22 protein-coding genes are annotated in these 26,617 nt (G+C 64.4%); 11 read left to right on the plus strand and 11 right to left on the minus strand.

Annotation, left to right across the window (positions count from 1 at the left end):
• Window positions 1-8 precede the first annotated feature (8 nt).
• Genes L858_RS0102710 through L858_RS19440 form a run of 4 tightly spaced genes read left to right on the plus strand, consistent with a single transcriptional unit; the run spans window position 9 to window position 6,188 of the window.
• Complete coding sequence (locus L858_RS0102710) at window positions 9-971, plus strand: HEAT repeat domain-containing protein (protein WP_193742835.1); 963 nt, start codon at window positions 9-11, stop codon at window positions 969-971.
• On the plus strand, window positions 968-2,407 hold the full coding sequence (locus L858_RS0102715) for a glycosyltransferase family 2 protein (protein ID WP_022681609.1): 1,440 nt from the start codon (window positions 968-970) through the stop codon (window positions 2,405-2,407). Before L858_RS0102710 ends, L858_RS0102715 begins: the two co-directional genes overlap by 4 nt.
• Complete coding sequence (locus L858_RS21880; protein WP_193742836.1) at window positions 2,404-3,897, plus strand: hypothetical protein; 1,494 nt, start codon at window positions 2,404-2,406, stop codon at window positions 3,895-3,897. Before L858_RS0102715 ends, L858_RS21880 begins: the two co-directional genes overlap by 4 nt.
• Complete coding sequence (locus L858_RS19440) at window positions 3,894-6,188, plus strand: ATP-binding protein (RefSeq protein WP_022681611.1); 2,295 nt, start codon at window positions 3,894-3,896, stop codon at window positions 6,186-6,188. Before L858_RS21880 ends, L858_RS19440 begins: the two co-directional genes overlap by 4 nt.
• A gap of 93 nt (window positions 6,189-6,281) precedes the next feature.
• Here L858_RS19440 and L858_RS0102730 read toward each other — a convergent pair whose 3' ends face one another.
• Genes L858_RS0102730 through L858_RS19450 form a run of 4 tightly spaced genes read right to left on the minus strand, consistent with a single transcriptional unit; the run spans window position 6,282 to window position 11,099 of the window.
• A complete protein-coding gene (locus tag L858_RS0102730) occupies window positions 6,282-7,391 on the minus strand; it encodes an acyltransferase family protein (protein ID WP_022681612.1) in 1,110 nt (369 codons plus the stop codon).
• On the minus strand, window positions 7,388-8,515 hold the full coding sequence (locus tag L858_RS0102735) for a glycosyltransferase (RefSeq protein WP_022681613.1): 1,128 nt from the start codon (window positions 8,513-8,515) through the stop codon (window positions 7,388-7,390). Before L858_RS0102735 ends, L858_RS0102730 begins: the two co-directional genes overlap by 4 nt.
• An 11-nt stretch (window positions 8,516-8,526) precedes the next feature.
• Window positions 8,527-9,861: a glycosyltransferase family 4 protein gene (locus L858_RS19445; RefSeq protein ID WP_022681614.1), complete on the minus strand. Its 1,335-nt coding sequence runs from the start codon at window positions 9,859-9,861 to the stop codon at window positions 8,527-8,529.
• Window positions 9,858-11,099 (minus strand): DegT/DnrJ/EryC1/StrS family aminotransferase, encoded by a 1,242-nt coding sequence (locus L858_RS19450; RefSeq protein ID WP_022681615.1) that lies wholly within the window; start codon window positions 11,097-11,099, stop codon window positions 9,858-9,860. Before L858_RS19450 ends, L858_RS19445 begins: the two co-directional genes overlap by 4 nt.
• Before the next feature lie 206 nt (window positions 11,100-11,305).
• Between L858_RS19450 and L858_RS19455 the strand changes: the two genes are divergently transcribed.
• The 4 genes from L858_RS19455 (at window position 11,306) to L858_RS0102765 (ending at window position 15,508) form a co-directional block, all read left to right on the plus strand.
• Window positions 11,306-11,623, plus strand: coding sequence for a hypothetical protein (locus tag L858_RS19455; RefSeq protein ID WP_022681616.1), 318 nt, complete (start codon window positions 11,306-11,308; stop codon window positions 11,621-11,623).
• A gap of 351 nt (window positions 11,624-11,974) precedes the next feature.
• Window positions 11,975-13,450, plus strand: a complete 1,476-nt coding sequence (locus L858_RS19460) for a GumC family protein (RefSeq protein WP_022681617.1) — start codon at window positions 11,975-11,977, stop codon at window positions 13,448-13,450.
• The gene (locus L858_RS19465) at window positions 13,434-14,237 is read left to right on the plus strand and encodes a CpsD/CapB family tyrosine-protein kinase (RefSeq protein ID WP_022681618.1); all 804 of its coding nucleotides are present in this window, start codon (window positions 13,434-13,436) and stop codon (window positions 14,235-14,237) included. The genes L858_RS19460 and L858_RS19465 overlap by 17 nt, the downstream gene beginning before the upstream one ends.
• Window positions 14,238-14,341: 104 nt before the next feature.
• Entirely contained in the window at window positions 14,342-15,508 is a 1,167-nt protein-coding gene (locus L858_RS0102765; RefSeq protein ID WP_022681619.1) for a DegT/DnrJ/EryC1/StrS family aminotransferase, read from the plus strand.
• Here L858_RS0102765 and L858_RS20905 read toward each other — a convergent pair.
• Both L858_RS20905 and L858_RS0102775 read right to left on the minus strand, forming a co-directional pair.
• Window positions 15,483-16,052: a GDYXXLXY domain-containing protein gene (locus L858_RS20905; protein ID WP_022681620.1), complete on the minus strand. Its 570-nt coding sequence runs from the start codon at window positions 16,050-16,052 to the stop codon at window positions 15,483-15,485. The genes L858_RS0102765 and L858_RS20905 overlap by 26 nt on opposite strands.
• A complete protein-coding gene (locus L858_RS0102775; protein WP_022681621.1) occupies window positions 16,049-17,209 on the minus strand; it encodes a DUF2157 domain-containing protein in 1,161 nt (386 codons plus the stop codon). Before L858_RS0102775 ends, L858_RS20905 begins: the two co-directional genes overlap by 4 nt.
• Window positions 17,210-17,339: 130 nt before the next feature.
• Between L858_RS0102775 and L858_RS19475 the strand changes: the two genes are divergently transcribed.
• Window positions 17,340-17,648, plus strand: a complete 309-nt coding sequence (locus L858_RS19475) for a hypothetical protein (RefSeq protein ID WP_022681622.1) — start codon at window positions 17,340-17,342, stop codon at window positions 17,646-17,648.
• Between the two features lie 28 nt (window positions 17,649-17,676).
• Here L858_RS19475 and mmsB read toward each other — a convergent pair whose 3' ends face one another.
• Genes mmsB through L858_RS0102805 form a run of 5 tightly spaced genes read right to left on the minus strand, consistent with a single transcriptional unit; the run spans window position 17,677 to window position 23,153 of the window.
• A complete protein-coding gene (gene mmsB / locus L858_RS0102785; protein ID WP_274518593.1) occupies window positions 17,677-18,576 on the minus strand; it encodes a 3-hydroxyisobutyrate dehydrogenase in 900 nt (299 codons plus the stop codon).
• Between the two features lie 52 nt (window positions 18,577-18,628).
• Window positions 18,629-19,408, minus strand: a complete 780-nt coding sequence (locus L858_RS0102790) for an enoyl-CoA hydratase-related protein (protein ID WP_022681624.1) — start codon at window positions 19,406-19,408, stop codon at window positions 18,629-18,631.
• A gap of 5 nt (window positions 19,409-19,413) precedes the next feature.
• The gene (locus L858_RS0102795) at window positions 19,414-20,472 is read right to left on the minus strand and encodes an enoyl-CoA hydratase/isomerase family protein (RefSeq protein ID WP_022681625.1); all 1,059 of its coding nucleotides are present in this window, start codon (window positions 20,470-20,472) and stop codon (window positions 19,414-19,416) included.
• Between the two features lie 23 nt (window positions 20,473-20,495).
• Window positions 20,496-21,641, minus strand: coding sequence for an acyl-CoA dehydrogenase family protein (locus tag L858_RS0102800; protein WP_022681626.1), 1,146 nt, complete (start codon window positions 21,639-21,641; stop codon window positions 20,496-20,498).
• Window positions 21,642-21,656: 15 nt separating this feature from the next.
• Window positions 21,657-23,153: a CoA-acylating methylmalonate-semialdehyde dehydrogenase gene (locus tag L858_RS0102805; RefSeq protein ID WP_028055734.1), complete on the minus strand. Its 1,497-nt coding sequence runs from the start codon at window positions 23,151-23,153 to the stop codon at window positions 21,657-21,659.
• Between the two features lie 106 nt (window positions 23,154-23,259).
• Between L858_RS0102805 and L858_RS0102810 the strand changes: the two genes are divergently transcribed.
• Window positions 23,260-24,150 carry a LysR family transcriptional regulator gene (locus L858_RS0102810; protein ID WP_028055735.1) on the plus strand — a complete coding sequence of 297 codons (891 nt, stop codon included), beginning with the start codon at window positions 23,260-23,262 and terminating at the stop codon, window positions 24,148-24,150.
• Between the two features lie 155 nt (window positions 24,151-24,305).
• Entirely contained in the window at window positions 24,306-26,612 is a 2,307-nt protein-coding gene (locus tag L858_RS0102815; protein ID WP_028055736.1) for a PAS domain S-box protein, read from the plus strand.
• The last annotated feature ends 5 nt before the right edge of the window (window positions 26,613-26,617 follow it).

The following is a 26,617-nucleotide window of genomic DNA, read 5'->3' on the forward strand; positions in this document are numbered from 1 at the left end:
TGGAGCAGATGCCCATCGCCGATCATGTCGCGCGGATCGCGGTGCTGATATGCGTTTTCGGCGCGCTGTTCATGGCGGCGGCGCTGCTGTTCATCGTGATGCGGCGCGATCGGCTGGAAAAAGGCCGCCGAAGCCGTGCCGACCTGATGCTTGCCCTGACGCGCGAGATCATGGGCCATCTCCAGGATGGAGAGGCGCGCCCCGTCTTCACCCGCGCGAAGGTCCGCGACAAGCTGAAGGCGGTCAGCCGCATGATCCAACTCGTGCGGGGGGAGGATCAGGCACGGCTCATCGCCTTTGCCGAACGCGAAGGGCTTCTGGACGACGCCATGCGCGCGGTAAAGAAGGCGGGGCCGCGCGAACAGGTGGAGGCTATCCGGCTGCTTGGCAGCGTCGGCGGCGAGCGCGCGGTCGAAACACTGCGCGAAGCCCTGCATCGGGCGAAGTCGTTGGAGGTTCGGCTGGAAGCGGCCGGCTGGCTGGCGCGCCTCGACGCGCTGCCAGATCCGCGCTCGCTGATTTCCGACTTGGCGCTGGAGGAGCAGCAGATCACGCCGCTGCACCGCGCCCTGTTCAGCCTGCTCGCGCGCAACGGGCCGGAGCAGTTGGTCGCGCTGGCGGGGATGCCGCTGCGACCGGCCATAAAGGCGCTCGCGGTTGAGGCGCTGGGCTGGACGGAGGATTATTCGACGCTGAGGATATTGGCGGAGGCATCGACGGACCCGAACCCGCCTGTCCGGCTTGCGTCGATCAACGCCGCCGCGCGCCTCGGGCATCCGGACAGCGCGCGCTGGATATTGCCGATGCTGAATGATCCGGTGCCGCCGGTTCGTTCCCGTGCGATCACCGCCTGCGTCTCCATCGGCATCGCCGAGGGGCTGGAGCCCATCCGCGCGTTGCGGGCCGATCCGTCGCCTTGGGTGCGCCTGCGCGCGCAACAGGCCGAGCAGCTGCTGGCGGCGACGCCGTGACGGGACAGGCGCTGCTCAACATGCTGTCCGATATCGGCGTCACCACGCTGATCGCGATCGGGCTGCTCTGTTTTCTGGTCGTGACGATCCGCAATCTGGTGTCAACGATCCAGCTGATCCTTGCCGCCCGCATCTTTGCGACGCGTATCCGCCCCGCCCGGCGATCCTATGATCTCTGGACGCGCTATGCCGATCTTGCCCTGCCGGTTTCGGTCATCGCGCCCTGCTTCAATGAGGAACTTTCGATCGCGGACAGCGTCCGTGCGTTGCTGGCGCTCGAATATCCCGATCATGAGGTGATCCTGGTCAATGACGGATCGAGCGACGGCACCCTGCAAACCGTCATCGACGAATTCGACATGCGCCCGATCGAGCGGGAGCAACTGGCGGACCTGCAAAGGACGCGGATATTGGGCGTTTACGGATCGGCGCGCTATCCCAATCTGATCCTGATCGACAAGCAGAACGGGCGAAAGGCCGACGCGGTCAATGCCGGCCTGGGCTTCGCGGCGGCGCCATTGGTCTGTGTCATCGATGCCGATTCCATCATCGAGCCTGACGGCCTGCTGCGCGCGGCGGAGCCCTTCATGGCTGATGATGGGCGGCTGATGGCGGTGGGCGGCGCGATCCGCATCGCCAATGGCTCGATCGTCAACGGCGGGCACGTCCGTGAGATAAGGTTGCCGGGACAATGGCTGGCGCGCTTCCAGATCCTTGAATATCTGCGCGCGTTCCTGACGGCCCGGATGGCGAATGCGCGGCTTGGCATGCTGATGCTGATATCGGGCGCGTTCGGCATGTTTCGCCGCGCGGTGCTGGTCGACATCGGCGGCTATCGGCATGACACGGTGGGCGAGGATCTGGAGATCGTGACCCGCATCCACCGTCGCATGCGGGAAGAGGGACGCCCGTATCGCGTCGATTTCTTGCCGGAGATCATCTGCTGGACCGATGCTCCCGCCACATGGACCGGGCTGCGCAACCAGCGGGCAAGGTGGCAGCAGGGCGCGCTGGAGACGATCGGCCGCCATTCGCCGATGCTGTTGCGGCCTCGCTATGGCAGGATCGGCATGGTCGGCCTGCCCCTGCTCATCATAGAGGATGTGCTGGGTCCGCCCTGCGAGCTTTTCGGCTATCTGCTCATCCCCATACTCTATTTCATGGGGGTGGAGTCCGGCATCGTCGTGCTCGCCTTCTTCTCGCTCACCGTGCTGTTCGGTACCGCACTCAGCCTTGCCACCTTGGCGCTGGAGGAGGTGCAGTTGCGGCGCACGCCCAAGGCGAAGGACCTGCTCATGCTGGGCATCGCCGCCATTGTCGAGAATCTGGGCTATCGTCAGGCCAATCTGGCGTTTCGCCTCTATGGCGTGTGGCGGTTCGTGAAGAAGGACGTTCGCTGGGCGAGTGCGGGCCGTGCCGGTTTCACGCGCGCATGAGGCGAGGTCCGGCGGTCGGGATCGTCGTGGCCGCCTGGGCCGCCGCCGCTGGCGCTGCACCTGTCGAGGAACCGATCCTGTGGAAAGGACCCGCGATGCCCGAATGGCGTGATGCCGACCGGCTGATCCTTTCGGGCGTGCTGGAAGATGGGCATTTCAAGCCATCCGCCCTTGCCCCTGAGTTGCCCACCGCCGCGCCGGGGCCGGCGCTGATCCCCTTGGCGGGCAATCTGCTGCCGCTCGCCGACATTCGCCCCTTCGGTGTCGAGGAGCGGATTGCGGTCGAACGCACAGGCGAGGGCATCACGCTCCGCTGCCGTCCGGGGAAAGCTCCGGCGGGTGTGGTGCTGTCATGGCCGGGCAGGCGCTTTCCCCTCATTTATCGGGGCGAGTGGCGCGTGGACGGGGCCAGCAGGCAGCCGTTGCCCATGAGCGTGGTGCTGAGCGGAACAGACGGCAAGCACCGTCCAGAGGTAATGCTGGGACAGGGCGTGATGCGTCTTCCCTATGAGCCGCTCGCAGCGCCCTCTCTGGTGATCGCCTGCCCGCCCGAGGCTGCATCGGGGCGTCTGCATTCGGTCATGATCGAGCCGTTGAAAAGCGATGCGATCCATTCGCGCGGCACATGGGTGTGGAGCGATGCGGCCTGGCGCACCGACCCCGCAGCTTTCGCCCGTCGGGCCGCCGACGCCGGCTGGAACGAGCTTGCGATACAGTTGCCGGCTGAGCCGGACGCCGCCGTACAAGCCCTGATCGCGGCGCTGGCTGAGCGGGGGATCCGCTTCCGCTTCGTCGAGGGCGCGCCTGCTTACGCGACGCCGGGGGGCCTCGATCATGCCCTGCCACAATTCGCCCGATGGCGCCGCTGGTGCGAGGCCAATCTTGTCCGTCTCCCCATGCTGGAACTGGATATAGAGCCCTACACGCTTGCCAGTTCGGGCGCTGACCCTGGCGGCGGTTGGGCAGGCTGGGTGACCGCCATACACGCGATTTCAGCCGCATGGGGCCAGCCCGTGGCGGTGGACGTTCCCTGGTGGATGACGAAGGATCCGGGGGGGAGGGAGGCGCTTTCCCGTGCGGAGGGCGCGATCGCGGAGATCGTCATCATGGCTTACCGCACCGATCCGCAACTCATCCTGGATGCGGTGGAACCCTGGTTCGCGGCGTACGCAAGGCCGATCCGCATCGCGATAGAAAGCGGGCCTGTCGCGACGGAAGTCACCCGCACCTACCAGCGCGCGGGCCGGGGCACGCTTCGGCTGGGCGCGACGGGCACGGTCCTGCTTACGAATGCGCGGGAAGCAGGGGAGGGAGAGGTCATGTTCGCAATGGCGGGGGAGCAGGTTACCAGTCCCGCCCGCGTCAGCTTTCACGGGTCGCCGGATCGTGCGGCAGCAGTGGAGCGGGCCATCGCCCCGCTGCTGCAGGGTTGGCCGCGTTTCGCCGGCTTCCGTGTCCATGGCTGGATGCCAGAGGGAGAGACGAAATGAACTGCCGCGACGCGTCCGAATGGGTTGGCGAGATGCTGGCGCTGCAACAGGCCGTGGCGGAGAGCGGCGCGGATTTCGAACATATCATCAGGGAAGTTACTCAGCGCGCTCTGCGCATCATGCCCTATGCCACCGGCGCGATCGTGGAAATTCGGGAGGGCGACGAAGTCGTGTACCGGGCCGCCAGCGGGCTGGCGGCGCACCAGGTCGGGCTGCGCCTCAAGCTGAACGGCAGCCTGTCGGGCGCCTGCGTCGCGTCGGGCGAGCCGCAAATCTGCGAGGACAGCGAAACCGACCCGCGCGTGGATCGGGCCGCCTGCCGCAGCATCGAACTGCGGTCCATGATGCTGGTGCCGCTACCCTATCATGGGCAGACGGCAGGCGTGCTGAAAGTCTATTCCGATCAGGTCGCGGCATTTTCCAAAGCGGATTTCGACATCGCCCGGCTGACCGCCGGACCCATCATCACCGGCCTGGTCAACGCCGCTCATACCGAAATGTCCCGGCGCTTTGCCGCGACCTTCGAACAGGCGGCGGTGGGTCTGGCCCACGCTTCTCCGGACGGGCGCTTTCTTCAGGTCAATGGCCGCTTCTGCGAGATCGCCGGATACAGCCGCGACGAACTGATGGGGATGCATTATCGGCAGATCACTCATCCCGCCGACATCTATCGCGACCTGGCGGAGGTGGAGAAGCTGCTGAGCGGCGAAAGCGCGTCCTATGCGATCGAGAAACGCTATCTGCGCAAGGACGGCGTGGCGATCTGGATCAACCTCACCGTCTCGCTGGTGCGTGATGCCGAAGGCGCGCCGGATTTCTTCGTCGCCGTGGTGGAGGACGTGTCGACTCGGCGGGCGGCACAGCTGGCAAGCGCAGCCAAGTCCGTTTTCCTCGCCAATATGAGCCATGAGATCCGCACGCCGATGAACGGCATACTGGGCTTTGCGGACCTGCTGCTCGACAGCGATCTCACCGCGCAGCAGCGTCATCAGGCGCGGATGATCGCCGACTCAGGCCGTGCTATGATGCACCTGCTGAACAACATTCTCGACCTGTCCAAGGTCGAGGCGGGGCAGATGGAGATTGCCGACGAGCCATTCGACCTTGTCCATGCGATGGAAGCCTGCCTCAATCTGGTCCGGCCCGTGGCGGAGCAGAAGGGGCTCGACCTTGGCCGGGATTTTTCGGCCGATCTGCCGCCGCTGGTCATGGGGGATGGGCTGCGCGTGCGTCAGATCATCCTGAACCTGCTCGGCAATGCGGTGAAGTTCACCGGGCGCGGCCATGTCACCCTGCGCGCGAGGCTGGAGCAGGACAGGCTGATGATCGCCGTCGCGGACAGCGGCCCCGGCATCCCGCCCGAACGACAGAAGGCGATATTCGATGAATATGCGCAGGCGGACGGATCGGTTGTCGCCCGCCATGGCGGCACCGGCCTTGGCCTGTCGATCAGCGCGCAACTGGCCGTGTTGATGGATGGCGAAATCAGGCTGGAAAGCGTGCCGGGCGAAGGCAGTTGCTTCACCCTTTCGCTGCCCTTCCGTCCGGCGGCCGCCCCGCTGTCCTTCCGGCGCGAGGTGGGGGACGCGGGTCAGCGCGGCACATTCCAAAACGCGCGCATTCTCGTGGCGGAGGATCATGACATCAACCAACAGCTGATCCTGACGATGCTCGACAGGCTTGGCTGCCGGACCGTACTCGCTTCGAACGGGCGGGAAGCGGTCGACCAGGCCGTGCGCGCCCGGACGAGGGGCCAGCCGTTTCAGCTGGTGCTCATGGACCTGCAAATGCCGGTGATGGGCGGGCTCGACGCGGCGCGGGAGATCCGCCAGGCGGGTATCGCGCCCGACGAGCTGCCGATCCTCGCCCTGACGGCCAACGCCTTTGGCGACGACCAGCATCGTTCCGTCGCGGCCGGCATGCAGGCGCATCTTCCCAAGCCCATCCGCTTCAACGACCTCAAAAATGCACTGGCGGCGTGGATCGCCGTCCCGCCGACGCGGGAAGTCCCGGAGGAGCCGGACATCAGCGCCAGCCTGCGCCAGCGCTATGAGGAGCGAAAGCAGGAGGTGGGGGCGGCGCTCAGGCGCCTGGCGGAGGTTGACCAACCGGCGGCGTCGGACCGCGACGCTGCGGCAGGCCTGCTTCACAAACTAGCCGGCAGCGCTGCCATGTTCGGGGAGGCGGAACTGGGCGATCTGGCAGAACAAGGCGAGCATGTCGTGCGCGAAGGGGGCGACGAAGAGAGGAAGGCGATCGTCGCGCGGCTTCTGGAGCGGCTTGGCGGCTAAATTTCCGAGAGGTGCGTGTCCCTGCGAAGGCAGGAACTCAGTCCCAGCGGCAGGTCTGGACTCCTGCTGCGCAGGAGCACTTGTGGCTGAAACTTACGGCTGAACTAGCCTTGTCTGTCCGGGAACGCGCCTTTCCCGCCGCCGGAGCCAATGCTGCACCGGCTGATCCAGCAGAACAAAGGCGAATAGCGCGCCGACAAGCGAGAGCGAGAGCATGGCGGCTCCTAGCGCCAGATCGCTTGCCGCCCCGTGCCCCGCCCAGCGCTCCATGAATGTGATCAACGGCCGATGGATGAGATAGAGTGCAAAGGACGCCTCGCCCATCAATTGCAGGCTGGGATGACGCAGCAGACGCGAGAGCGCGCCCTCGCCATGGGCGAAGATCAAGATGAGCGCCGCCATTGGGGGCAGGAAGGCCAGCTGGTACCGCAACACCAGCGGCAGCGCGAACCACTCCACCGCGACCATTGTCGCAAGCACCGTCATGACCAGCAGCGCCTCGGTCCCGCTGCTCGCCCATCTGCGCCCGGTTCCGGCTCGCCACGCGCGGCAGAGCAGGATGCCCGCCACGAACTCGAAGAGGCGCGTGGGCGGGAAGGCGTAGAACAGCCAGTCGGCGAACGGCGAATAGCCGTCGATGCGCGCCGCCGCGATGCCGCTGGCCGCTATGATCAAGGCGGTGCCGATGCAGAAAAAGCGCAGCAGCGTCGCTTGGGACAGCCTCACCAGCCATGGGAATAATGCGTAGAAGAACAGCTCGTCCGAAAGGCTCCAGGACGGACCGTTCAGCGAATAATGGACGATCGGGTCGGGAAACCAGCTATGCAGCAGCGTCAGATTGAGCATCACTGCGCGCAGTGGCGGCACGTCGGCGCGCCAAGCAAGATAGGCGAGAAACGCCAGCCCCACGATCAGGTGAAGCGGGAAGATCCTTGCCAGCCGGCGATAGAAATAGGTCGATGCGGTGATCTTCTCGTCCACCAGCGCACGCTCATAAGCGTGGGTGAGGATGAAGCCCGAAAGGATGAAGAAGAAGGTGACGCCACAGGCACCTTGCCGGAAGACAAGGTCATAGAGGCGTTCAAGCGCCGGGCTGCCGCTCCGCGCGAAGAACTGGAAGTGGGAGAAGAGGACCAGCAGCGCCGCAAATAGACGCAGCGATGTCAGTTGCGCAAGCGGGGCCTGCTGATCCTGTTTCATCATCTGAGTGCCGGTGTCAGCAGCTCCAGATAGCGGCTGGCGGAGGCTCGGGTGGTGAACTGTTCCAGCCAGCTTTGCGGCACAGGAGCGGGGCGCTTCTGCAAAATCTCCAGCATCGCGTCCGCCAGCATGTCGGCGTCGCCGACCTTCACCAATTTTCCGAACCGGCCGTGGTCGAGCGCCTCCGCGGGGCCGGACGGGCAGTCGGTGGCGATGACCGGCGTGCCCAACGCCATCGCCTCTATGACCACGTTGGCAAGGCTTTCGAAGCGCGAGGACAGGACAAGCAGGCTGGCCTTCGCGGTATAGGCATGGGGGTTCGGCGCGAAGCCCGGCATCGCCACATCGTCCGCAAGGCCGAGCCGGTCGATCAGCGCCGTCAGCATGTCGCGCTCCGTCCCGTCGCCCAGGATCATCAGGCGGCAGCGCAGTTGCTTGCGGACGCGGGCGAAGGCGGTGATGAGCGTCGCAAAGTCCTTTTGATGCTCCAACCGGCCGACCGCGATGACCACGGGTACGCTATCGTCGTGGAACCAGGGATGATCGACCGGCTCGCTGCCCGACTCGATCAGCGCATCGCTGACGATGGGATTGTAGATGCAGGTGATGCTTCGCGGGTCGATGCTGATAACCTTGGCGAGATCATTGGCTGTGCCCTTCGACACAGCGACGATATTGTCGGCAAAGGGATAAAGCAGGTGCGCGAGCCGGAAGAACCAGTAGCGCGACTGCCAGGGCTTGGCCGCGTCATGGTCCACGGACGGAAAGCAATGCTCCGTCAGCATGAGCCGGAACTGGAACCCGGCGATCCACCGCACCAGAATGGCGCAGAGATTGGGAAAGCCGAAGCCGGTGCACATCACAGCCTGCGGCCGCGTCTTGCGCAGGAAGGCACGCAGCTTGGTGACGCGGGCGATCATCCCCTCCGCGTTCAGCACCTCATAGGGGACACCCCCCGGCACCAGGTCCTTGAAGGGCGAATAGGGATTGTGCCGATCGACAAGGATCAGCGGACGTATGCCGCGCGCCAGAAATTCCTCGGCAAGGTTGAAGACAACCCGGTCGACCCCGCCGTTATAGAGGGATCGGGCGTAGAAGACGATGTCGGGTTTGTCGATCTGTTCCATGGTGCCAGCTTTCAGACAGCCTGAGTGAGCGGCGCGTGCTGCGCCACGTTGATGGGTATCGGTGAAGCGCGGCGGGGTACCGCAACCTCCTGTAAAATCTCGGCCACGTCGCGCGCCTTGACGGCCCAGTCATGCCCCTGCTGCTCCAGATGCAGACGGCCGGCTTCGCCGAGGCGGCGGCGAAGCTCCGCATCTTCCGCCAGCCTGCGCATCGCGGCGGTCAGCCCGGCGACAAACTCGGCTTCGGACGTCGGCGGGACAAGGATTGCGCAATCGCGGCTGGCATATTGCGCGGCGCCGCCCCAATCCGTCGCTATGACCGGGACGCCGGTCGCCATCGCCTCCATCATCGCAATCCCGCCGCATTCGCGAAGCGTCGGCGCGACATAGGCGCCCGCGTGATGAAGCATCTCCATATAGCGTTCCAGCGGCACGCGACCATGCATGACCACGCTGTCGCCGATGCCTTCGGCGGCGACGAGCCGCTCGATCTCGCCGACCAGTTCGCCATCGCCGATGAGGTCAAGCCTGACGCCGCCTTCGCGCGCCAGCGGGGCGAAGGCGCGGACCAGATAGCCAATCCCCTTCCAGTCGACGAACCGGCCGCAGAAGATGAAGGACATGGGACCGTTGAGCGCCGGGTCTGCGCTGCGTGGCAGGAAGCGGCCGAGGTCGACGGCACTCTCCATGACCTCGCGCACACAGCCCTTGATGCCGGAGGGCAGGGCAGCCCGGGTCCGCTCGTTCGCGACCAGCAGCATGGCAGCGGCGCGCTTGCCCGGGATCAGGCGGTGGAGCAGTCCGGTGGCGCCGCGCGCGCCCGCTATCGCCAGCCGCACCAGCGGACCGTCCATGCGCCGGAAGGCGGGCGGCAGATCCATGCCGCCGCTCATAGGCCCGATGACCACCGGAGCGCCGAGACGATGCATGCCGCTGACCGCCTTGACCGCGATCGGCGCGGGCTGAAATATGACATCGACCGGCTCACGGGACAGCTGCTCCCTCGCGACGCGCCGCATCCGCAATTGGGTCAGCAACTGAATCAACTGGTTGAAGACTAGGTCATCCACACGATGCGGGAAGGCGCGGCCTATGCGGAACAGAAGCTTTTGCAGCAGGCTGTCTTTGACGAAGGAAAAGCGCGCGAATGTCGCGAAATCGAGCTCCTTCTTGAGCTGGTCGCGCACCCGTTCATGGCAGATCACGCGCACATCGTGGCCCAACGCGAGGAAATGCTGGAGATAATAATAGGGTAGGATCGTCTCGCCGCTCAGATTGCGCGAGACATTCTCCGCGACGAGGAGGATGTTGAGCCTTCCGGCTTCCGGGCGCGCTGCGTCGGTCACGTCTCCGCTACCGCGCAGAAATCCCGGATGGTCGCCACCGCTGTTTCGACGTGGCGAGCGGCAAGGTCGGGGTAGAGCGGCAAGCACAGTATCTGCCGCGCGAAGCGGCGCGCCACGGGCAGTTCCCCCGATGCGGATGGCAGGTCCTGATAGACCGCATGATCGCAGACGAGCGGCCAGAAATAGGGGCGGGCGTGAATACCCGCGGCCAGCAGCCGGGCGCAGAGATCCGCGCGCCGCTCGGCCAGGCCCTCGGCCAGCAGCAGGGGAAAATAGGAATGATTGAGCTGCCATCCCGGTTCGGCCTCGAACAGGGTGAGGCCCTCGGTCGCACGCAATCCCGCCGCATAGCGCGCCGCGATCATGGCTCGTCGCGTTATCGCCTCATCGGCATATTTCAGCTGAAGCAGCCCGAAGGCGGCCTGGAATTCGCTCATCTTGCCGTTGGTTCCCGCCATCCCGACGGAGAAGGCGTCGGTGAAGCCGAAGTTGCGCAGCTGCCCGATGCGCGCCTTCATCATCGCATCGGCGCACACGACCGCGCCCCCCTCGAAGGTGTTGAATACCTTGGTCGCATGAAAGCTGAGGCAGGCTGCGTCACCTGCCCGCAACAAGCTTTCGCCATTCTGCCTTACGTTAAAGGCGTGGGCCGCGTCATAGATGACCTTCAGGCCGTGCCGGCTGGCGACTTCCGCTATGCGGTCCGTCCGGCAGGGATGACCGAAGCAATGCACCGGCATGATCGCGCAGGTGTCGGGGGTGATCGCCCGCTCGATCATCTCCGGATCCAGATTGCCGGTCCTGGGATCGATATCGACGAACACGGGGCGCAGGTTGCAGGACCGCAGCGCATGCGTCGTCGCGACGAAAGTGAAGGGCGTGGTGATGACCTCGCCCTTAACCTCCAGCGCCTGCAAGGCCAGTTGCAGCGCCGCGGTGCCGTTCGAAGTCAGCGCGATATGCTGGACGCCGAGATAAGCGGCGAGCTCTTCCTCCAGCTGCTGGTGAAATGGCCCCGCATTGGTGAGCCAGCGATTGGCCCAGATGCGCTCGAGATAGGGCTGGAATTCCTCCAGCGGGGGCAGAAAAGGCCGCGTGACGGGCGCGTCATCGAGATCAATCGGGGGCGGACGATGCTCCCCCTTGGCTCGCGGCTTCAGGATGACGTCGGCGATGGATGGGTCCGCATAGTCGTCGGCCGAGACGGTTCCGTTGGTTGCGGTGCCTTGCAGCTCCATAGTCGGCCTCCTTGTCGATGATGGTTAATAATATCCTTCTCGCAAGACCGGCGGCAGTCTGGTTTGCAGGCGCGGATTTCTACGTGGTGAATATTGTTCAGACCCGGCTGAATGAAGGGCAGCGTCAGCGCGGCATGACGCAAAGGAACTCGCGCGGCGGCCGGGCATTGAGCCCCTTGTTCCCCTTGCACCCGTGAGGCCCATGAATGCAGGCCCGTCTTCCCCTCCTGCCGCCCGTGCTAGCCCCCCTGCTGGCGTTGTTCCCTCTCGCGAGCGCAGCTGCCGAGGTGAAAGGCGATCATCAGGTCCAGTGCGCGGAAGGCCGCAATTTCCTGCTGCGGATCGACGGTGCGCGGGCGCAGGTTCAGTTGGACGGCGATCGGTTGACCCTGGCACGCGCGCCTTCTTCCTTGGGAGAGCAATTCCGCTCTGCTCAGGCCACGCTGATCATCGACGGCAGCTTCGTCGCCTTCGTGCCAAAGGGCGATATGGGTTGGCGCGATTGCAACTTAGTCGAACCATAACAGGGGGTTGAAACCTGTCTCATCCTACCTAAATAGGATGTGTCGCTCTTTCCCCTTGAGAGTGACACCTCCCTGAACCTTGCCCCGTCGTCGAGCTTGCTCCGGCGGGGTTTTCTTTGGCCGTCACCTGATCGGGATTAGGCAGATTTCCCCACCGGGGAGTCGCCACACACTCCAGAGAATAGCTTCGACCTGGCGAAACTCCGATTGTCATCGCGAGCTTACCTTGAGGGGATAGGCGATGAAATCGCTGTTCATACAAAGGCATCTGCCGCGTCGTTGCGATGGGGTCGGCGAGGCGGACGCACGCCGTCGCCGCTTCCGGCCTGACCGGCCGGAAAGGGGCGCAAGATGACCGACGAAACTGGCTCCGACGGGCCGTTCATCACCATTCCCGAAATCCTCGCCATCGCCTTTCGCAGGCGCTGGTGGCTGATCACCCCGACAGCGCTGGGTATCTTGGCCGCGATCACCGCCATATTGACGATCAGCGCGCAATATCAGTCCACCGCGACCCTGCTGATCGCCTCGCAGGAAGTGCCGACCGCCATGGTCGCCTCTCCGCTCACCACCTATGCGAATGAGCGGATCGCCAAGATCCGGCAGCAGATACTTAGCCGCGCCAATCTCGTGGAGTTGGTCCGCGACATGCGTCTCTATCCCAAGGAGAGCACGCGGCTCACCTCCGACGAGATACAGAATCTCATGCGCCGCGCCATTGGAGTAGAGTTGGTCGGCACCGGCAATGCGACCAATAGCGGCCAGGGCGGTCCGACCATCGCCTTCAGCCTGTCCTTCACCTATCGCGATCCCGTCATCGCGCAGGGCGTGACAAAAAAGCTGACCCGCATGTTCCTGGACGAGGACAAACGGCTACGAACGGAACAGGCCTCCGGCACGGCGGCTTTCCTGTCCCGGCGCGGGAACGAGATCCAGGACCGGCTGATCGAACTTCAGAACCGGCGGCGGGAGATAGAGGCGCGCTATAATGGGGCGTTGCCCGATCAGGTGGCGCTCAGCACTCAGTCGGCCTCCAGCCTGCGCGCTGAAGTGTCGCGGATCGACGCCGAGACGCAGGGTATCGCGCAGCAGAACGGCATATTGGCCGCGCGGAGCCAGGAACTGATATCCGCGCCCAGTCCGCAGGCCGATGCGCTGCGACAGACGCAGAACCGCCTCGCCGCCCTGACCGCGACCTATTCCGACGAGCATCCCGATGTCATCGCCGCACGCGCCGCTATTGCAAACCAGAAGAAGGACATGAGAGAGCCTCGATCCGGCGGGGTGATCGCGGCCGAGATCGCTTCCGGCCGGACCCGCATCGCCATGCTCGCGCAGCGGCGCGCGGAACTGGTGAACGCCATCGCCCAGATGGAGCATCTCGCTGCGCAGGCCCCCCAGGCGAGCTACGAGCTCAACAATCTGGAGCGGGACTATGACAATCTGACGCTGCAATATCAGGACATCCGCGAAAAGCAGATGGAGGCGCAGGTTGCCGCCAATCTTCAGGCGGAAGACAAGGGCGAGCGCTTTACCGTGGTGGATGAAGCCAGCCTGCCGCTCGATCCCGTCTTCCCCCATCGCAAGAAGCTGCTGCTGATGGGTGCCGGTGCAGGGTTGGCACTTGGCCTCATCCTCACGATCACGCTGGAACTGGCGGCGGGCCGCATTCATGGCGGAGCGGCGATCGGACGGGTGACCGGCGTGGCGCCGCTCGCCATCGTGCCTGCGCTTCACCCGTCGGCGGACAGCGTTATCGAATGGGTTCGATCCTTCCTGCCGCGACTGGAATTTCTGAAAGGAGTTGCTCATGGTCACCGGGATTGACGTCGTGGAACGGAACCTCGGTTATCGGCATGTCGCGCCCGTGCTTGAGGTCCGGAAGATGGCGCCGGTCTTGCTCGATCAAGGGCATCTCGCCGCCAGTGGGATTTGCTCGCTCGATCCTCTCGATCCCCGTGCCCGCAGCTTTGCTCTCCTGCGCTCGCAGATCATGAACGGCTTCCATGCGTCGGGCGGACGCATCATGGCGATCACCTCGACCCGCCCCGGCAACGGCAAAAGCTTCGTCGCGGCGAACCTCGCCTTCGCGCTGAGCCGCGTTCAGCCTGTCGTGCTGATCGATCTCGACCTTGCCAAGCCCGTCCTTGCCGATCGGCTCGGCTTAGCGCCGCTTGCAGGAATAGACGATTTCCTCCTCGACGGGGCGCCGCTCGATTTCTGCGGACAGCGCATCGAGAACATGCGGTTGACCGTATATCCGGTCCGTCAGCCCCGGCTCGACACGGGCGCAGCGCTTGCGAGCGAACGGCTGGACGCGATGCTCCGAGGCCTTGCCGATCAGGAAGCAGACCCGATCTTCGTCATCGACACGCCGCCGACACTGGCGATTGAGGAGACATTGTCCATCGCCGCCAAGGTGCAGGGCATGCTCATCGTGGTGGAGGAAGGGGAGACGCCCGCCGACGAATTGAAGGAAGCGATCGACCTGGTCGAACCGACGCCGATTATCGGCACGGTGCTCAACAAGTCGATCGCTTCGCTGTTCCGGCGGCGCCATCAATATCAATATTATGCCGACCGATCGCTCCTGCCGCCGAAAAGCCGGCCGTGAAGGCGAAGGCCGTAGCAACATGGCTTGGCTTCCAGAGAATGCCCGGCTGTGACCCGTCAAGCGAGCGTGAAGGCCGCATCGTACCCTGATCGAAAGACTTGCGCATGAGCGGCCTTCCGCCCTCTCCGACACCCTATATGATCCTGGGCGAAGCGGCGCCCTTGGGTGCCCGGCCGTCGACGCCGTTCGCGCAGCCTTCAATGCCGCCGCTCGAAGCCTTCCGGCCCTATCTCGAACAGATATGGAGCAGCGGACGGCTGACCGGGTGCGGCCCTTTTCACGAGCAACTGGAAACTGCACTGGAACATTATCTGGGCGTCGAAAATCTCGCTCTGACGGCGAATGGCACGATCGGGCTTCTGCTGGCCCTCAACGCATTTGACCTGGATGGCGAGGTGATTACCACGCCCTTTTCCTTCGTCTCGACGGTTCATGCGCTGCGCTGGTCGCGGCTGAAGCCGGTCTTTGTCGACATCGATCCGCTCACAGGCAATCTCGACCCCAGCGCCATAGAGGCCGCGATCAGCCCGCGGACCCGCGCCATCCTGCCGGTCCATTGCTTCGGCCACCCTTGCGATACCACAGCCATCAACGAGGTCGCCGACATATACGGCCTCAAGGTCATCTATGATGCCGCTCACGCCTTCGGCGTTTCCGTTTCCGGCCGCTCGATCCTCAGCCACGGAGACGCTTCCGTGCTGAGCTTCCACGCCGCGATGCCGTTCACCTGCGGGGAGGGAGGAGCGGTGGTCTGCGCCGATCCGCGGGTCAAGCGCCGCATAGGGCGGCTCCGCAACTTCGGTCTGGTCGGAACGACCACGGTCGCAGCGGCCGGGATCAACGGTCAGATGAGCGAGATGCACGCCGCCCTTGGGCTACTGCAACTCGCCCAGTTCGACCATGCGATCGTGCGGCGGGAGCAGATCGCCGGGCGCTACAGAGCTGCCCTAGCGGACATCAGGGGCGTGCGCCTGTTCGGCGTAGGACCACAATGGCGCAGCAATCATGGCTTTTTCCCGATCGCCATCAATGACGAGCATCAGGCAGGCCGAAACCAGCTTTATGAGCGGCTGATGGATCAAGGGATAGAAGCGCGGCGCTACGGCTTTCCGCTGGCATCGGAAACGCCAGTCTATCGCGATCTTCCGTCTGCTCGGGCGGAGCTTCCCCACGCTCGCAGCCTCGCGAAACAGATATTGTGCCTGCCCCTTTACCCGTGCTTGCCCGATGCAACAGTCGAACGGATCATCGCGTTGATCTCCGAGGGGTAGGCACCTCGCTGGCGCGCGGCCTGAACTCCAGCCCTACGGGCCGCATGACGCCATCCGGTCTGATCCTGACGCGGACCATCCCCTGAAGCTTCGGATCGGCCAGACGCCGCGACAATTCAATGGCGCTGCCCTGGGAGGCGAAGAAAATCCCGCTCTCCAGGCCGCGCACTTCGCGCCGCGTGCCCGCCGTGGCGCGCACGATGATGGCGCAGCCCTTGCTTTCTTGAGGATCGCGCAGCCCGCTCGAAGCGGGCAGCGCCCGCACCCGATCGATGATCGGTGCGACACCTTCGATGCAGAGCCGCGCGGCATAGGATGGATCGATGGTGGCTGACGCCTGGTCCGGGCGAGCGGTATCGACCGGCCAGTCATAGCGGTACTGGACATAATGCCCGCGCAGCAGATCCCTGGGGTCATAGCCCTGGATGGGGATCAGCCATTCCTCGCCCTGCTGCGCCAGCCGATAGGTTGAAGCCCAGACAATGCCGCACGCGATCAGCGGAAGGACAAGCGCTGCGGTGAGGAGGAGGCGAGCCTTACTCATTCGCCGCCCTCCCGGGCTGGAGCGTAACGCCGCGACACGCGCACCGTGGCCCAGGCGACCGCCATGGCGAACGCGCCCGACAGGATCAGGCCGACCCCGCTTCCCAGCAGATCGTCGCTCAATTCGAAGCTTAGGATGATGATGCGCAGCGCCAGCACGGCCGTTGCGCCCTGGAAGATGCGGCGCCAGCGGGCATAGAGTGCTCCCGCCGCGACGGCACCCCACAGCAGCAGGAACAGCAGCGCGCTGAGCCACGGGCCGTGCAAGGGGCCGTGCAGGTCCAGCAGCAGCGCCTGCGTCAGATGGACAAGCGCCGCTACGACCAGAATACCGGCGGTCGCCGCGCCCGACCGCGTGGGCCGGGCAAGGAAGATCGCCGCCGCCGCGCCGAGCAGCGCCATAGTCTGGATAACGACGCTGCCCAACAGGCCCTGCGAGCCGCTATCCCAACCGCGCGCTATGATGGCGATGCTGAGGCCGGCAAGGATGGTGGCGATGGCGATCTGCTCGACCAGGCGCCAGAATTGCGGTCGGGCGCTGCCTAGGCGCCATTTGGCGGCGAGCGCTGCGATCAGCATGGGTGGGCAGGCGATCAGACCCCAATAGAGCGCAGGGTAGGCAGGGGCCACCCGGCGTCCTCCTTCCCACAGATTGCCATATTCGCTTGCGTGCGACCATGCGGTGCCCAGCACTCCGGCCATCCAGAGCCCGGCGACCGGCCATCCCTGGCCCGACAATAGCAGCAAGGGCGAGAAGATGATGAGCCAGAGCAGCAGGGGCTGCCACAAGGGGGAGGAGGTCTGATAGACCTGTCCCACATGGGCGAAGAAGGTGAGCCCGAGGACCGCCGCCACAAACAGCAGGCTATCGTTGACATAATCAGCCTTCCCCGGCCGGATCAACCGCCACCACAGGAAAGCCGCCAGCAGTGCCATGAGCGCCAAGTGAAGGCCGAGACGCAGTTCACCGGGTATCGCGTTCCAGTTCGCCGCAACCACGGAAAGGATGCCAAGTCCGATGGTCAGCGCGCCGAGGCCGATGATCGCCCAAAGTCCGACCGGCCGGGCATTCTGCGCCTCCCACGCCCGGATTTTCGCCGCCACGTCCGCGTCGATCAGGCCGGCCTGCTGCCAGGCTTTGAGTTTGCGCTCCGACATGCCCCCCTCGTGCCGTTTACGCGCAGATTAGCTGGAGCCATAGGAAGGGCAATGCCGATCTTGCGCTTCTCCTGGTTTCCTCGGTCTTTCACTCAGGTTATCATCGCCGCTCCGGGCGGAGGGAGAGCCTATGATCTACGAAGGACAGCAGCTTTCGGGCAATGTCGAGTTGGATGGAAACCGCTTCATCAAATGCCGCTTCGAACATGCGACGCTGATCTATCGTGGCGGGGAGCCGCCGCAGCTTTCCGAATGCGTCTTCGATCCGGCGCAGATCGAATTTCAGAACGCCGCCGCCAATACCGTTCGCCTGCTCGGCGCCATGGCGCAGCCGAATAGCGGCTTGCGCTATCTCGCCGCGCGGATGTTCTGGCAGATATTGGGCGACGGCAACAAGCCGCAGGGAGTTGCCGGGGCTGCGACGGAAGAGGGCGCTTGAGGCACGACCTTTGTGTCGCTCGTGATCCTTACGACAGCAATTCGATGACTGACGAAAAGTCCCGTCCGCCTTCCCCCTTGTTGGCGAGCAGCTGGTAGAGGCTTTCCGCCTGGCTCCCCATCGGCACGCTGGCGTTGACGGAAGCCGCCGCCTCCAGCGCGAGCTTCAGGTCCTTCAGCATCAGCGCGACCGCGAAGCCGCCCTCATAGCCATTGTCGGCGGGGCTTTGCGGCCCAACGCCCGGCAGCGGGCAATAGCTGGTCATCGACCAGCTTTGCCCCGACGAGACGCTGGAAATATCGTAGAAGGTCTGGGGATCGAGCCCGATCTTCTGCGCCATCGCGAAGGCTTCGCAGGTCGCGATCATGGTGGCGCCCAGCAGCATGTTGTTGCAGATCTTGGCCGCCTGACCATTGCCCGCGCTGCCGGCATGGATCACTGCCTTCCCCATGGCCGACAGAATCGGCTTCGCCCTGCCGAAGGTCGCGTCATCGGCGCCGACCATGAAGGTGAGTGTGCCGCCATTGGCCGCCGCGATTCCGCCGGAGACGGGCGCGTCCACCATCTCGAAGCCACGCTCCGCTGCCGCCGCGCTCACCCGGCGGGCGGTCGCAACATCGATGGTGGAACAGTCAAGAAAGAGCGCGCCCTTCGTGGCTGAGTCGAAAACGGCGTCGTGATAGACGCTTTCGACATGCTTGCCCGCCGGCAGCATCGTGACCACGGCATCGGCGCCCGACGCGGCTTCCGCAGCGCTCGCCACGCGGGTCGCGCCCGCCGCCTCCGCCTTGGCAAGCGCCGCCTCCGCCAGGTCGAATGCCCTGACGGTAAAGCCGTTCCTGACGAGATTGGCAGCCATTCCGCCGCCCATATTGCCAAGGCCGATGAAGGCAATCGTCTGCGACATAAGATGATCCACTCCGTAGATGGGGCGGGTCGCTTGGCCCGCCGCTCGCTTGATTTGCGTGCGCGTGCTGAACTTAGCGGCCGCGCCAGGCTCCCTGCCGCTTTTCGACGAAAGCGGCCATGCCTTCGACCTTGTCCTCTGTGGCCGTCAGGATCTGGAACAGCCGGCGCTCGGTCTGGACGCCTTGCGCCAGCCCGGTTTCGAAGGCGAGATTGACCATTTCCTTGTTCACCATCGCGGCCATCGGCGGCATGGAGGCGATTAGAGCAGCCGACTTCAACGCTTCGTCCAGCAGTGCTGCGGCGGGCACGATGCGGGCGACAAGGCCGCTCCGCTCGGCCTCTTCCGCGTCCATCATCCGCCCCGTCAGGCACATCTCCATCGCCTTGGCCTTGCCCACCGCCCGCGTCAGGCGCTGCGATCCGCCCATGCCCGGCGCTACGCCCAGCTTGATTTCGGGCTGGCCGAACTTTGCCGTCTCGGCGGCGATGATGAAGTCGGCCATCATAGCCAGTTCACAGCCGCCGCCGAGCGCGAAGCCCGCAACCGCCGCGATCCAGGGCTTTCGGGTGGCCGCGACCTTCGACTGCCAGCCGGAGAAGAAATCCTCCAGGAAGAAGTCCGCCGCTGCCTTGTCCGCCATTTCCTTGATGTCAGCACCGGCCGCGAACGCCTTTTCGCCGCTTCCGGTGAGCACGAGGCAGCGCTGGCTCGGGTCCGCATCATAGGCCGCGAAGGCCGCCGACAGATCGGCCAGCACCACGGAGCTGAGCGCATTGAGCGCCTGCGGGCGGTTGATGGTGACCAGCGTCACGGCGTCGCGCTGCTCGACGAGAATGGTTTCGAAGCTCATGACGATCAGGCCTCCAGTTCGGGAAGGGGGGTCCACTCCTTGCCGGCGGGCAAGGGCGCGAAGAGGGACGCGACCAGTTCGTCGGAAACCCGCTGCGGACTATCGGGATTCCAACGCGGCGCATTATCCTTGTCGAAAATCACTGCGCGGACACCCTCGACAAAGTCAGGCCGGCGGATCACGTGACAGGCCAGCCGATATTCGTTGCGCATGTTGTCGGCAAAATCGGTAAAGGCCGCGCCCTCGGCCAGTTGCCGGAGCGCGACCTTGATGGTCTGGGGTGACTTGGTCGCCAGAACCGCCAATTGCTTTTGCGCCCATTCGCACCCGTCAGCGCGCAAGGCGGACAGAATGTCCTCGAAGCGATTGGAGGCGAACAGACGGTCGATGTCGTCGCGTTGCTCCGCCAGCTTCGATGCAGGGGGGACCTCATCGGCCGCATCCAGGATCGCCGCGAGATCGCCCGGCCGCGCCACGATCTTGCTCTTCACGGCGTCGAGCGTGTCGGAGCGCGCATAATGCGTTGCGATGCCGATGAGCCGGCAATCCGCGCCGTCAATACGCGCGCCCGTGGCGGCGAGCCATGTGCCGACCCGACCCGGCAGGCGGGGCAGGAACCAGCCGCCGCCCACATCGGGAAACAGGCCGATCCCCGTTTCCGGCATGGCGAAGGTCGTTCGTTCCGTCGCGACCCGATAGCGGCAGGGCAGGGACAGGCCAACCCCTCCGCCCATGACGACCCCATCGATGAAGGCGACGATCGGCTTTTCATAGACGAACAGCAGATGGTTCATACGATATTCGACGTAGAAGAAGCGCTCCGCCTCCACGCAGTCGGTCTGCGCACTTCTGGCGATGAGGGCGATGTCGCCACCTGCGCAAAAGCCGCGGCCTTCCGCATGGTCGATGATGATCGCCTCGACCGCCGGATCATGGCGCCAGTCGAGCAGCGTGCGGTTGATGGCATCGCACATTTCCGGTGTCAGGGCATGGATCGCCTTGGGGCGATTGAGCCGAATGCGCCCCACGCGTCCTTCCACATAGGTGACCAGCTGATCGGTCATGTCGGCTCCCCTTTTCCTCTTCTTCATTCCCGCAGCATGTCCCGCGCGATGATCATGCGCATGACCTGATTGGTGCCTTCCAGAATCGAATGGACGCGCAGATCGCGCCAAAACCGCTCGATGGGATAGTCCATCAGATATCCGTAGCCGCCATGCAGCTGCAACGCACGGTCCACTACAGAGGAGCCGGTGTCGGTAGCAAGCCGTTTCGCCATCGCAGCGAAGCGGGTTCTGTCGGGCGCACCTTCCGTTACCTTGACCGCCGCGGCATAGAGCAGCATTCGCGCCGCCTCCAGTTCGGTCTGCATGTCGGCGAGCATGAATTGCGTGTTCTGGAAATCGGCGATCGCCTGTCCGAACTGCTTGCGGTCCTTCGTATACCGGACAGCCTCATCGATGCAGCGTTGCGCCCCGCCCAGCGAGCAGGCGCCGATGTTGAGCCGCCCGCCGTCCAAGCCCATCATCGCGATGCGGAAGCCTTCGCCCTCGCTGCCCACCAGATTTTCGACCGGGACACGCACGCCATCGAAATTGACCTGCGCTGTGGGTTGCGAGTGCCAGCCGAGCTTGCGCTCCTGCGCGCCGAAGCTGACCCCGTCCATATCCTTCTCGATGACGAGGCAGCTGATGCCCTTCGGCCCATCCTCCCCGGTGCGGACCATGACGACGTAGACCTCGTTCTCTCCGCCGCCGGAGATGAACTGCTTGGAACCGGTGACCACATAATCGGCGCCATCGCGAACCGCGCGCGTCTTGAGGGCGGCGGCGTCGGAGCCCGCGTGGGCTTCGGTGAGGCAATAGCTCCCCATGCGCGTCATCGGCACCATATCGGGCAGAAATTTGCGCTTCACCGCCTCGGACCCGAAGCGGTCGATCATCCACGCGCTCATATTGTGGATCGAGATGAAGGCGCTGGTGGAGGGACAGCCATAGGCCATCGCCTCCATGATCAGCGCGGATTCCAGGCGGCCAAGACCGATGCCGCCCGACGCCTCCGACACATAGATGCCGCCAAAACCGAGTTCCGCCGCCGCGCGGATCGTGTCGCGGGGGAAGATATACTTCTCGTCCCATTCGGCGGCATTCGGCGTGATCGCGTCGGCCGTGAAGCGGCGGGCAAGCTCCTGAATTTCCAGTTGCTCATCGGTAAGGGCGAATGGATCGGTCATGAACTGCTTACCCTTTCACCCCATGGTCGGGATGATGAATGCGCTGTCACCGGTCGCACCGCCATCGGGCCAACGCTGGGTCACGGTCTTGACCTTCGTCCAGAATTTGACGCCCTCCATGCCGTGCTGGTTGGTGTCACCAAATGCCGACCGCTTCCAGCCGCCGAATGTGTGATAGGCGACCGGCACAGGAATGGGCACATTGATGCCGACCATGCCGACATTCACGCGCGCGGCGAATTCGCGAGCGGCATGGCCGTTGCGCGTGAAGATCGCGACGCCATTGCCATATTGATGCTGGCTGGGCAGTGCCAGCGCCTCCTCGAAGCTTTCCGCCCGCACCATTTGCAGCACCGGCCCGAAAATCTCCTCCTGGTAGGAACGCATCGATGGCTTCACATGGTCGAACAGCGTCGGGCCGACGAAGAAGCCCTGTTCATGGCCCTGAAGCGTGAAGCCGCGGCCGTCAACGACCAGTTCCGCGCCTTCATCGACGCCCATCTGGATGTAGCTTTCGATCTTCGCCTTGTGCGCGGCCGTCACGACCGGGCCGTAATGGGCCTCCGCATCGGTAGACACGCCGACACGCAGCGCCTCGATCGCGGGGATCAGCTTTTGGCGCAGGGCGAGGGCGGTCTTTTCACCCACGGGCACCACGACCGGCAGCGCCATGCAGCGTTCGCCCGCCGAGCCGAACGCCGCGCCGGCCAGATCGTTGACGACCTGATCCAGATCGGCGTCGGGCATGACGACACCGTGATTCTTCGCGCCCCCCATCGCCTGCACGCGCTTGCCGTTATCGACGCCGCGCTTGTAGACATAATGGGCGATGTCGGACGATCCGACGAAGCTGACCGCACCGATATCGGGATGGTCGAGGATCGCGTCCACCATCTCCTTGTCTCCCTGCACGACCTGCAAAATGCCTTCCGGCAGACCCGCTTCCTGAAACAATTCGGCGAGGCGCACCGGCACTGACGGATCGCGCTCTGAAGGCTTCAGGATGAAGGCGTTGCCGGTAGCGATCGCCACGCCCGACATCCAGAGCGGGATCATCGCGGGAAAATTGAACGGGGTGATCCCCGCACCGATGCCGATCGGCTGGCGCATGGAATAGACGTCGATGCCCGGCCCCGCGCCCTGGGTATGTTCGCCCTTCAGCACGTGGGGAATGCCGCAGCAGAATTCGATGACTTCCAGCCCGCGCTGTATGTCGCCCTTGGCGTCGGCGATCACCTTGCCATGTTCGGAACTCAGCAGATGGGCCAGTTCGTCCATATTCTTCTCGACCAGCGCCTTGAAGTTGAACATGACGCGTGCACGCCGTTGCGGATTGACGGCGGCCCAGGCGGGCTGCGCCGCCTTTGCCACTTCGACCGCGCGATCGAGCAGTGCCTTGTCGCCGAGCGCTACGCGCGCCTGGACATGCCCATTATTCGGGTCGAAAACATCGCTGTAGCGAGCGGTCTTGCCGTCATGGGCAAAGGCCAGCTTGTGGGAAATCTCGCGCATGGGAACTTCTCCGCCGAATATTTGCACCATGCATGATCGAATGCGATAGTGCATTCAATATCTCATTTTTGCAGAGTTGATCTGCATTTTTGCAGCAAGGCCGCAAATGTTCGACTGGGACGATCTGCGCATCTTTCTGACGGTGGCCCGTATGCGGCGCATCGCGCCCGCCGCCCGTGCGCTTGGCATGGACGCGACCACTATTGCCCGGCGTCTGGTCAGGCTGGCGGAGGCGTTGGACGCGCAATTGTTCGAGCAGGTGGCCGGCGAGCGCATTCTCACCGAGCGCGGCGCGGCGCTGCTTGCCCATGCCGAGAGCATAGAGGGGGCAGCCTTGTCCGCGCTGGCCGATGTAAAGGGGGAGCGGCACAGCCTGAATGGCCATGTCCGGCTGTCGGTTGCCGAGGGGTTCGGCACCTGGATACTCGCGCCTGCCTTGCCCCAGTTCCATGCGCAGCATCCGGGCATCCGCCTCGATCTCGTGACCGCGTCCGGCTTCCTCAACCCATCCAAGCGGGAGGCGGACATGGCCGTGATGCTGGCTCGGCCGCAGCGAGGCCATCTCACGGTGCAGCGGCTGGCAGACTATCGCCTGCATCTCTATGCCTCCCCTGATTATATCAGGCGGCATGGCGAGCCACGGTCCCGTACCGACCTGCACCGCCATGCGCTCATCGGCTATGTCCCCGAATTCCTCTTCTCTCCCGAACTCGACTATCTGGACGAGGTTCAGGCTGGCCTTCAGGCAACGCTCCGCTCCAGCAGCATCGGCATCCAGCGCCGGCTCGTGCTGGGCGGGGGCGGCGTTGGCGTGCTGCCCGATTTCATGACCTCGAACGAACCGCGCCTTGTCCGCCTGCTGCCCGATGATGTAGAGATCAGCCGCAGCTTCTGGCTCGTCACCCATAGCGACGTCGCGAAGCTGGCTCGGATCAAGGCCGTGTCCGACCTGCTGCGCCGCCGATCGGAAGAAGCGCTGAATGCCCCCGATCTCTAACCCCCGCGGAACCGCTGGCCCGGCGGAGAGTTTCGGTCGATTAGCGACCGTAGTCCGATCGCGAATTGGGTGGGCCACAGGATGAATGCAGCGTGACAATTCCGGACTCCGGCACGGAGAGCTTTTTGCATGATTTCCTGAATGGTGGCGGTGAAATGGGTGACAGGATCGCCCGATTCCACTGGTCCAGCACCAGCATAGGCCCGATCGACAACTGGCCCACCGCGATGAAGAGCATGCTGGGCTTCATCCTGCGTTCGCCTGTGCCCATCGTCACCCTGTGGGGCGACAAGGGCGTGATGATTTATAATGACGGCTATCGAAGCTTCGCGGGAGGCCGCCATCCCGCCTTGCTGGGCACCAATGTGCTGGAAGGCTGGCATGAGGTCGCCGACTTCAACGCCAACGTGATGCAGAAGGTCTATCGCGAAGGCGGCACCCTGTCCTATCAGGATCAGGAACTGACGCTGATCCGCGACGGCACGCCCAAGCTGCTTTGGACGGACCTTGAATATTCCCCTGTGCTGGACGAGGGCGGCACGCCGATCGGCGTCGTGGCCATCGTCATCGAGACGACCGAAAAGGTGCTCGCAACCCGTCGGCTACAGGATGATCGCAACCGTCTCTGGTCGATCTCGCGCGACCTGCTGCTCGTATGCACGCTGGAGGGCGTCATCACGGCGGTCAATCCGTCGGCCACGCGCATGCTGGGTTGGATGGAAATGGAGATGGTGGGGCACTCGCTGTCCGAATTCATCCATCCCGATGATCTCGACCGGACCGCCGCGGAACTGGGCAAGCTGGGCCACGGCATCACCACGCTGGCGTTCGAGAACCGTTATCGGACCAAGGATGGCGATTTCCGGCTGCTCGCATGGACGGCGGTACCTGATGCGGGCCGTATCCATGCGGTGGGCCGCGACATCACGGAGGAGCGGCTGCTCGCGCGCGACCGCGACCGCATCTGGAACCTGTCCCCGGTGCTCAAGGTCGTCACCAATACGCAAGGCTACATCACCGACGTCAATCCATCCTGGAGCCAGCGGCTTGGCTGGTCGCGGGAGGAGACGCTGGGCCGGCGCAGCACGGATTTCATGGTGGATGATGAAGGCGACTGGCATGAACGGGTGCGGACGCTCCGCAGCGGTCAGGCCTTGCTCGATTATCGCACTACGCTGCGGACGAAAGGCGGCGAGCATCGCGTCATCCAATGGACGACGGTGCCGGAAAATGAAACCTTCTATGGCTTCGGCCGTGATGTCACGGCCGAGATCGAGGCCGCGACAGCCCTGGCCGAGACGGAGGCCGCGCTCCGCCAATCGCAGAAAATGGAGGCGGTTGGACAGCTGACCGGCGGTATCGCGCACGACTTCAACAACCTGCTTCAGGGCATCACCGGCAGTCTGGAGATCGTCCAGCGGCGGGTCGCGCAAGGCCGGCTGGATGAACTGGACCGGTTCATCACCGGCGCATCCACGGCAGCCAACCGGGCCGCCGCGCTGACCCACCGGCTGCTCGCCTTCTCCCGCCGGCAGCCGCTCGATCCCAAGCCCGTCCGTGCCAATACCCTCGTTGCCTCCATGGAGGACTTGCTGCGCCGAACCATCGGCGAACGCATTGAATTGGAACTGGTGCTGGGCGGCGGCCTGTGGATCACACAGTGCGACCCCAACCAGTTGGAAAGCGCGATCCTGAACCTGGCGATCAATGCCCGCGACGCCATGCCGGACGGTGGCAAGCTGATCATCGAGACGTGCAACGCCCATCTCGATCGCGCCTATGTCGCGCGCCAACGTGGCGTTCGCCCGGGACAATATGTCTGCCTATGCGTCAGCGATACCGGGACCGGGATGGACGCCGACACGATCAGCAAGGCCTTCGAACCCTTCTTCACCACCAAGCCGATCGGGCAGGGAACCGGCCTTGGCCTCTCCATGATCTACGGATTTGCCCAGCAGTCCGAGGGCTATGCCAAAATCTATAGCGAAGTCGGGCGAGGGACGACCTTCAAGCTCTTTCTGCCGCGTTATCGCGGCGAGGCGGAGGAGGAAGATGCCGCACCCCAGACCGGCACCTTGCATCAGGCGGAAGAAGGGGAGGTCGTTCTCGTCGTGGAAGACGAGTCTGTCGTGCGCGGGCTTATCCTTGAGGAGCTGCATGAACTGGGCTACGCCGCGCTCGAAGCCGTGGACGGGGTCAGCGGCCTGGAAATGCTGCGCTCGAAGCGGCGCATAGACCTGTTGATTACCGACATAGGGCTGCCCGGACTGAATGGCCGTCAACTCGCCGACGCCGGGCGGGATTTGCGCCCCGCGCTCAAGATCCTGTTCATGACGGGCTATGCGGAAAATGCTGCGCTTGCTTCGGGCTTCCTGGAGCCGGGAATGGAAATGATTACCAAGCCTTTCGCGATGGAGGCTCTCGCCACGCGCATTCGATCGATGCTGACCGAACAAAGCTGAGCGCG

This window comes from Sphingobium bisphenolivorans (assembly GCF_000412635.1).
GTDB lineage: Bacteria > Pseudomonadota > Alphaproteobacteria > Sphingomonadales > Sphingomonadaceae > Sphingobium > Sphingobium bisphenolivorans.